A 7,133-nucleotide genomic window follows, 5' to 3' on the forward strand; every position below is an offset into this window, starting at 1 on the left:
GCCACCAGTTGAGAAAGAAAAAGACAAAGCCTGAGAAAAGCACCGTCCAAATCTTCGACCATGTTATTTTCTCCTCCTTCACGCCTTTCGTCCCTAAACAGGATAGTGCAAGGAATACCACGCAAAAGAGTTTTGTCCAGAGGATAGACGAAAACAATCCTGTGGTACGCTGGAAGTTCATCAGTATCTTATCCACAATGCCGAGCGTAAAGCCCCATGTATGGAACGCCTCGTAGCAGAACCAATAACAGTTGATAAGGAGAAATATCACTGATATGCCCCTCATAAAGTCCATGACTTTACCTAATGCCCTTAAATCATCTTCCTGTGCCATAATCGTATTGTTTTTGGGAAGCCTCCCCCAACCCCTCCTAAGGAGGGGAGATAGAAATGCTCGTTTGTTTAATGTTTTCTTCGCCTAAGATTTACCTTACTTTGTCTGCGGAGTTTACGCTGCCATGCCGCTTCTTTCCAATCATCATTGCCTGTAGATGTGAAAGAACCATCCACCATATCCTCGATGAGTTCATCAACAAGGTTGTCGCATTCCTCTGTATTTAGGTGCAAAGATTCATTTGTAGTTGTCTGCTCCAAGCGTTCTGAAGGATTGCCATACAACGCTTCATCCAAGAATGGATTGTGTGTTGGATTGGATAAATACGCATTAAATACATTGGCAGAATATCCTTTACCCAATCGGGAACCGTTGAGCGCAATTCCCTCATTATCGTCAATAAAGGTAATGCCATAGATACGTCTACTTTCGTTTTTTCGGATTACCACACGCAAGACTTGTTCTTCCAATCTGCTCCGCAGCTCTTTCTCTGTTTGTGGAGAGGTGCGCATAGCTTGTAACACCTTGTTCCTTATGGTTGGTATCAGCGGCTTGATGGCTTGCTTTGATCTTTGCATCCTGTTCTGCACGGCTGTATAGCCCACACCACGTCCAATGTCCGAGGCGTGGATGGGTGTGCTTACCTTGTCTCCCTTATCATCTGTTGGGACATAGACAAGTCCTTCATATTTCTTTCCCCGAAACTCTGTCTTAACTTCCTCCACAGCAAGATTGTATACGGAGAGGATGGCATTCAATTCTCCAAGTGAGCAGAACTCATAATGCTTTAGGACAGAGAGAAGCGTTTCGGCTACTTGTTCCTTGATATTCCCTTTGGTGGTATCAATTTTAGATACTTCCTTCATTTCCCTATCAGTTACTTTTGAACTTGGAATAAGGCTATATTTTCTTTCCAAAGCATCGGTAATCTTCTTGCTCCTTCGCTTTTCAAATTTGTCGTTGATTTTCTTTCCCTCTCCGTTCACTCGAAGCGACACGATGTGTATATGCTCACGAGCAATGTCACTATGCTTAAAGACGATGTAGGGTTGTTTTCCGTAGCCGAGTGCTTCCATATACTCCTTGGCAATCTGCGCAAGAAGTTCATCAGAGAGTTTCTCGTCCGGGTGAGGATTGAGGGAACAATGAAACACCGCCTTCTTCGTTCGGCATTTCTTGGGTATCAATGCCTCCATGTCGGCAAGCACGTCTTCCATCGTATAACGTCCCCCTCTGTCCTGATACAACTCAGTGGCAAGGAGAATGCTTGCTTCCCCTTTCTCCACCTTTTTGAAGTTGTATCCGAGTGCCCCTCCAAGGTTCTCCGTCGCTGAAATCTTGGCAATCATTTCTTGCGGTAGTCAATGGTAAGATTGATTGTCTGCTCCTGCAAAGTGATGATTTGAGCAGACAGTTTCTCCAACTTTTCAAGCAGAATCTGTGCGGTCTTGACCGAATGATAGCTGTTAATGGCACGCACGGTTTGGTTATAGAGCACACCAATTTTATGGATTTGCGCTGTCAGTTCTGAGAGCTTTCGGTAATATTCGACGGCAGATTTGTCCACCGTAATCACTTTGAAACTCTCTCCAAGGATACGACCACGCACAAAATCCGACTTGGTTTCCGCTCCCGATTTATGGAACAAATCAATCGCCCGTTGCTGGTCTTTGGGCTTGGGAAGACGGGTATCCCATCTGTCCCATCGTTCTATCTTTTCGTTCATTGTTTTTATCCTTATCTAATTACGACTTTGGAGTAATTCTCTCCCTTTTGGGGCAAGGGTCTTTGTCGGCAGAAACGGAGTTTGTCGGACAAAGACACACCTTGCCAATATCAAGAAATGATACGATTGAAGTATCCACCCTCGTGGGGTGTCTGCTTCGGGATATTACCTCCATGTATTATTCTCGCCTGCAAAGTTACGGCGAGTTTTCAAATAACTCATTATCAATGATATTCACTCTTTTTCCTCGCATTTCCCTGCACTTCATCGGTGTCATATAATCAGCCAAAATATCATTTATTTTGCAGTCAGAACGAGCGAACAATGGCATGATGATACAAGTAAAAGATACATCGTATTACCGTTGGCTTACACCAAAGATGACAAGAACGAACGAAACATATTCATAACAATTTGTTGTCATGACAAACTATTGTCAGTACAACAGATTGTAAGAACTATAAATCGTCCTTTCAGACTATCGCACGAACCATACGCAGTCAGAGCAAACTGTCTGCTGATGACTCTTAATAATGAGAGAATATCCAAACATCAAATAGACAAATAATATGAACTAAGAAATTATCATTATGGAGAACAAAGAACAACGCCCCCTTTTTCTGGGTTTCTCTTCCCAAAAGGGAGGAGTGGGAAAAAGCACGCTTGCCGAAATCGTAAGCAGCATATTGTACTACGAACAGAGCATCAACCTCTTCGTGGTGGACTGCGACCTGTCTCAGGATTCCTTTTACAAGCTGAGAGAACGTGAGAAGAGTGTCATTCAGGGAAGCGAGGAGCTTTCCAAGTCTATGCAGGCATTCTTTCAGCACCTCGGAAAAAAGGCATACAGAATTTACAAGTCCAGCCCAAAAGAAGCCGTCAAGACAGCACAAAGTAAGATTGACGCTATCAGCAATGAGAAGTACCAGTTGGTTATATTTGATTTCCCGGGACATGCTGGAACAACCGAACTGATGGAACTGTCCCTTCAGATGGACTATATCCTTTCTCCGATTGAAGCCGACATTCAGTCGCTGGTTTCATGTCTGGCATACGCCAAGACTATCACGGAGATTGGTGTTTCTATGTCCGACTCTCGGATAAAGGACATTATCCTGTTCTGGAACAAGGTGGACAGAAGGGTAAGGAACATCATCATCGATGAATATACAAAGCTCATTCATGAATACGAACTCACGCTCCTGCCTGGCTATGTGTATGCCACGCACCGCTTCTCTCACGAACTTTCCACATACGGACTGCGCGGAGTGTTCCGCTCTACCTATCAGCCCCCTGCAAGGGGATTACGAATGGGTACAGGGCTGGACGAACTCGTCAATGAGATAATTCAACGTCTCAAACTAAAAACGAAAACAGAAAATGGCAACGATTGAAGAAAGAAAGCAACAGCTGGAAAACAAGCTGAAGAAAATGGCAGAGGACAATGTCGTGGTAAAACCTGTCACGATACCAAACTCCTTCGACCCTTCCGAGGATACTGAGTCCTTCCCTGCAACATCAGGGGAGGAAGACAATAATTTAGAAGAGACGAAAGCGAAAATAGCAAAAGAAAAACCGGTAGATGAAATAGAAGGTGGGACAACCGGAAACACTGAGCCGAAAAGAGAAAGGAAGCCAAGAATGGAAAAGTCTGGCAGGTCGTCCCTTTCCATAGAGGAATACCGTTCCCTATACTTTCATCCCGTGCGTTCGCAAATGCGGACGGCTTTCTCCATCAATTTGGAGACATTACAGAACCTGCGCAATGTGCTACAAGACTTAGGAGAAAGGGTATCTATTGCTTCCTATATTGATAATATCCTCCGGGAGCATCTGCGGGAACATCAGGAACTTCTCAATAATGCAGCAGCAAAGCAAAGACGTAAGACAACAATAACACTATGATGGAAACAATACTTTTCAGTTTTATACTGGTACTCATCATCATTTTGATGATGCTTGGTATCTTGTATTTCTATATGCGGTATGTATCTCCGTATGACTTCATTATCAAGAAAAACGGAAAGAGCGATGAAGATAGCAAGAAGAAAGAAGCAACGAAGAAAAAAGACGGACAGAAAGGAAAAGGAACAATAGAGCAAGCCGAGTTTGTACTGATTGGAAAAAGCCGTTCCACTTCCCCTATTATCCCACAAGTTCCCTCTGCTTCTTCATCTGAAAATTCGGAGCAGAATAATAATAATTTTGCACCGCAGAACTCCGAAAAGAAAGAGGACATGAAGGAAGAGGATAACGAGATGGAGGTTAGCTACGAGATGGAAAGAGAGGACGAAAACGAGGTTGCTCGCGAGGAGCTGAGTCTGCCCATTGAGTCCGCATCTGAAGATGGCGAGGTATCCAGTCAATCTATCCTCGCACGTGACTTAGGTCGCATGAGAAAGTGGCGTAAGAACAGTGATGAGGTAGATGATGCCGAAGTCAAGGAAATTGTCGGTCAACTTAAAGGCACTGACTTTATGGAGAAATACAAGGAGTATGTCGCCAAAATGCAAGGTGAGCAGTCCANCCTGCTGGATAAAATCCGAAGCGCAGAGGAAGGAGAAGAGCAGACAGATGAATTGTCCACTTTCGATGCCTCCAGAAAGAACTCTTCTGACAATATGATGACGGAAACTGACGATATGGGCGAGCGTCCACTGTCATATTATCTGTAAACTAATGTTCTTACTCATATTATAAAATTGTAAAGTGATGCGGGGGTGGCTCAAAAGTAAAACAATCTGCCAATATCTGTCATACGATAAAACCGAGCTACCCCTTGCCACTTTCACCCTAAAAAGAAAATAATTTGTTTAACAACTTAAAATAAAAACAGCAATGAACAACAAAAAGAAAATCACAATGCTGCTCCTGATGGCTGCCGCCACCGTAGGAGCTTATGCGCAGGGCAATGGAATGGCGGGTATCAATGAAGCCACCAAGATGGTGACCAGTTATTTCGATCCCGGCACAAAACTCATCTATGCCATCGGTGCCGTGGTGGGCTTGATCGGAGGAATAAAGGTCTATAACAAGTTCAGTTCGGGCGACCCCGATACGAGCAAGACCGCAGCCTCTTGGTTCGGTGCGTGCATCTTCCTCATCGTGGCGGCAACCATCCTACGTTCTTTCTTCTTGTAACAATGGCGAGTTGGGAAATCAACAAAGGTGTAGGTCGGACGGTGGAGTTCAAGGGCTTGAAGGCACAGTATCTTTTCCTCTTTGCGGGAGGCTTGCTTGCCGTCTTCATTCTCGTGGTCATTCTCTATCTCTGCGGAGTGAGCCAGATAGCCTGTCTGGTCATAGGCATAGTGGGTGCCACCCTCGTGGTGTGGCAAACGTTTGCCATGAACCGAAAGTATGGGCAATACGGACTCATGAAAAAGGGAGCCGTGAGAATGCACCCACGCTACCTCGTGAACCGCCGGACGGTCTATCACCTTATCTGTAACCTTCAACCCAAAAGAAAGAAGCAATGAGAAACAACAGTAAGATAAGTACCTTGGAGTCGAAGTTTCCACTGCTCTCCGTAGAGCAGGGGTGCATGGTGAGCAAAGATGCTGACATCACGGTGGCTTTCCGTGTGGAGCTGCCCGAACTCTTTACCGTTACCTCAACAGAATACGAAGCAATGCACTCTGCTTGGCATAAGGCAATCAAGGTGCTACCCAATTACAGCATCGTACACAAACAGGACTGGTTTATTAAGGAGGACTATCAAGGTAAACTCTCCGATGGCGGACTGAGTTTCCTTGCCCGTTCCTCTGAACGGCACTTCAACGAACGTCCGTATCTACACCACTCGGTCTATCTCTTCCTTACCAAGACGAACAAGCAGCGTATGGCACAGCAGAGCAACTTTTCTTCGCTCTGCCGTGGACACCTATTGCCCAAGGAGATCACCAACAAGGATGAAGTGATGAAGTTCATGGAAGCCGTCGATCAATTCGAGCGTATCATCAACGATACCGAACAGATAAGGATTACCCGCATGACGGAAGAAGAGCTGGTTGGCACAAATGAAAAAGGAGGATTGCTCGACAGGTATTTCTCTTTATCTGAAGAAGGGCATTCGTCTTTGGAGGACATCCGTCTGGGCGCAGACCTTGTGCGTGTGGGCGACAATATGCTTTGTCTACACACACTCTCCGACACGGATGACCTGCCGACAGCGGTCAGCACGGACAGCCGATATGAGCGGTTATCCACCGACCGCTCGGATTGCAGGTTGTCCTTTGCCGCTCCCGTGGGCTTGATGCTGCCGTGCAACCACATCTATAACCAGTATATCTTCATCGAAGACAGCGACGCCAACTTGGAACGCTTTGAAAAGCAGGCAAGAAATATGCACTCGCTGGCACGCTACAGCCGTAGCAACCAAATCAACGAGGAGTGGATACAGGAGTATCTCAATATTGCCCATTCACAGGGACTGACCTCCATCCGTGCCCACTTCAACGTACTGGCATGGAGTAGCGATAAGGAAGAACTTCGCCAGATCAAGAATGACGTGGGCTCTGCACTTGCTCTTATGGAATGCCACCCACGCCACAATACCATTGATGCGGCAACGCTCTACTGGGCAGGCATTCCCGGCAATGCCGCAGACTTTCCGGCAGAAGAGTCGTTCTATACTTTCATCGAGCCTGCCCTCTGCTTCTTTACGGCAGAAACAAACTATAAGGATTCGCTCTCTCCCTTCGGCATCAAGATGGCTGACCGCCTTTCTGGAAAACCTATTCATCTGGATATATCGGATTTGCCAATGAAAAAGGGAGTCATCACCAACCGTAACAAATTTATCTTGGGTCCTTCGGGTAGTGGTAAGTCTTTCTTTACCAACCACATGGTACGCCAGTATTACGAGCAGGGGGCGCACGTCCTCTTGGTTGATACGGGAAACTCATATCAGGGCTTGTGTGAACTTATCCACCGCAAAACCAAGGGTGAGGACGGGGTCTATTTCACCTATACTGATGCACATCCTATCTCTTTTAATCCTTTCTATACCGATGACAATTTCTTCGATGTAGAGAAAAGGGAGAGTATCTGCACGCTGCTGCTTACACTTTG

9 protein-coding genes are annotated in these 7,133 nt (G+C 45.7%); 6 read left to right on the plus strand and 3 right to left on the minus strand.

Going from position 1 to position 7,133, the window contains the following annotated elements:
* The 3 genes from HMPREF9304_RS06715 to HMPREF9304_RS06725 all read right to left on the minus strand — a co-directional run.
* The coding region (locus HMPREF9304_RS06715; RefSeq protein ID WP_036927655.1) for a YWFCY domain-containing protein at positions 1 to 334 on the minus strand (334 nt) is incomplete at its 3' end.
* A 68-nt stretch (positions 335 to 402) separates the two neighbouring features.
* Positions 403 to 1,683 carry a conjugal transfer protein MobB gene (gene mobB / locus HMPREF9304_RS06720; protein WP_036927657.1) on the minus strand — a complete coding sequence of 427 codons (1,281 nt, stop codon included), beginning with the start codon at positions 1,681 to 1,683 and terminating at the stop codon, positions 403 to 405.
* A complete protein-coding gene (locus HMPREF9304_RS06725; protein WP_019036218.1) occupies positions 1,680 to 2,060 on the minus strand; it encodes a plasmid mobilization protein in 381 nt (126 codons plus the stop codon). Before HMPREF9304_RS06725 ends, mobB begins: the two co-directional genes overlap by 4 nt.
* A gap of 590 nt (positions 2,061 to 2,650) precedes the next feature.
* Here HMPREF9304_RS06725 and HMPREF9304_RS06730 point away from each other — a divergent pair.
* The 6 genes from HMPREF9304_RS06730 to HMPREF9304_RS06755 all read left to right on the plus strand — a co-directional run.
* Entirely contained in the window at positions 2,651 to 3,454 is an 804-nt protein-coding gene (locus HMPREF9304_RS06730) for a division plane positioning ATPase MipZ (protein ID WP_036927660.1), read from the plus strand.
* Positions 3,441 to 3,965, plus strand: coding sequence for a DUF3408 domain-containing protein (locus HMPREF9304_RS06735; RefSeq protein WP_036927662.1), 525 nt, complete (start codon positions 3,441 to 3,443; stop codon positions 3,963 to 3,965). The genes HMPREF9304_RS06730 and HMPREF9304_RS06735 overlap by 14 nt, the downstream gene beginning before the upstream one ends.
* Positions 3,962 to 4,735, plus strand: a complete 774-nt coding sequence (locus HMPREF9304_RS06740) for a hypothetical protein (protein ID WP_036927663.1) — start codon at positions 3,962 to 3,964, stop codon at positions 4,733 to 4,735. Before HMPREF9304_RS06735 ends, HMPREF9304_RS06740 begins: the two co-directional genes overlap by 4 nt.
* A gap of 163 nt (positions 4,736 to 4,898) precedes the next feature.
* Positions 4,899 to 5,201 carry a DUF4134 domain-containing protein gene (locus HMPREF9304_RS06745; RefSeq protein WP_004354999.1) on the plus strand — a complete coding sequence of 101 codons (303 nt, stop codon included), beginning with the start codon at positions 4,899 to 4,901 and terminating at the stop codon, positions 5,199 to 5,201.
* A gap of 2 nt (positions 5,202 to 5,203) precedes the next feature.
* Positions 5,204 to 5,539, plus strand: a complete 336-nt coding sequence (locus tag HMPREF9304_RS06750) for a DUF4133 domain-containing protein (protein WP_036927668.1) — start codon at positions 5,204 to 5,206, stop codon at positions 5,537 to 5,539.
* Positions 5,536 to 7,133: TraG family conjugative transposon ATPase (locus HMPREF9304_RS06755; protein ID WP_036927670.1), on the plus strand; the 1,598-nt coding region annotated here is incomplete at its 3' end. The genes HMPREF9304_RS06750 and HMPREF9304_RS06755, both read left to right, overlap by 4 nt.

This window comes from Hoylesella timonensis S9-PR14 (assembly GCF_000762405.1).
GTDB lineage: Bacteria > Bacteroidota > Bacteroidia > Bacteroidales > Bacteroidaceae > Prevotella > Prevotella timonensis_A.

Excerpts from the sequence above, each read along its gene's own strand:
- mobB (WP_036927657.1), bottom strand. The coding sequence starts at position 1,683 with ATGATTGCCAAGATTTCAGCGACGGAGAACCTTGGAGGGGCACTCGGA.
- HMPREF9304_RS06735 (WP_036927662.1), top strand. The coding sequence starts at position 3,441 with ATGGCAACGATTGAAGAAAGAAAGCAACAGCTGGAAAACAAGCTGAAG.
- HMPREF9304_RS06730 (WP_036927660.1), top strand. The coding sequence starts at position 2,651 with ATGGAGAACAAAGAACAACGCCCCCTTTTTCTGGGTTTCTCTTCCCAA.
- HMPREF9304_RS06750 (WP_036927668.1), top strand. The coding sequence starts at position 5,204 with ATGGCGAGTTGGGAAATCAACAAAGGTGTAGGTCGGACGGTGGAGTTC.
- HMPREF9304_RS06745 (WP_004354999.1), top strand. The coding sequence starts at position 4,899 with ATGAACAACAAAAAGAAAATCACAATGCTGCTCCTGATGGCTGCCGCC.
- HMPREF9304_RS06725 (WP_019036218.1), bottom strand. The coding sequence starts at position 2,060 with ATGAACGAAAAGATAGAACGATGGGACAGATGGGATACCCGTCTTCCC.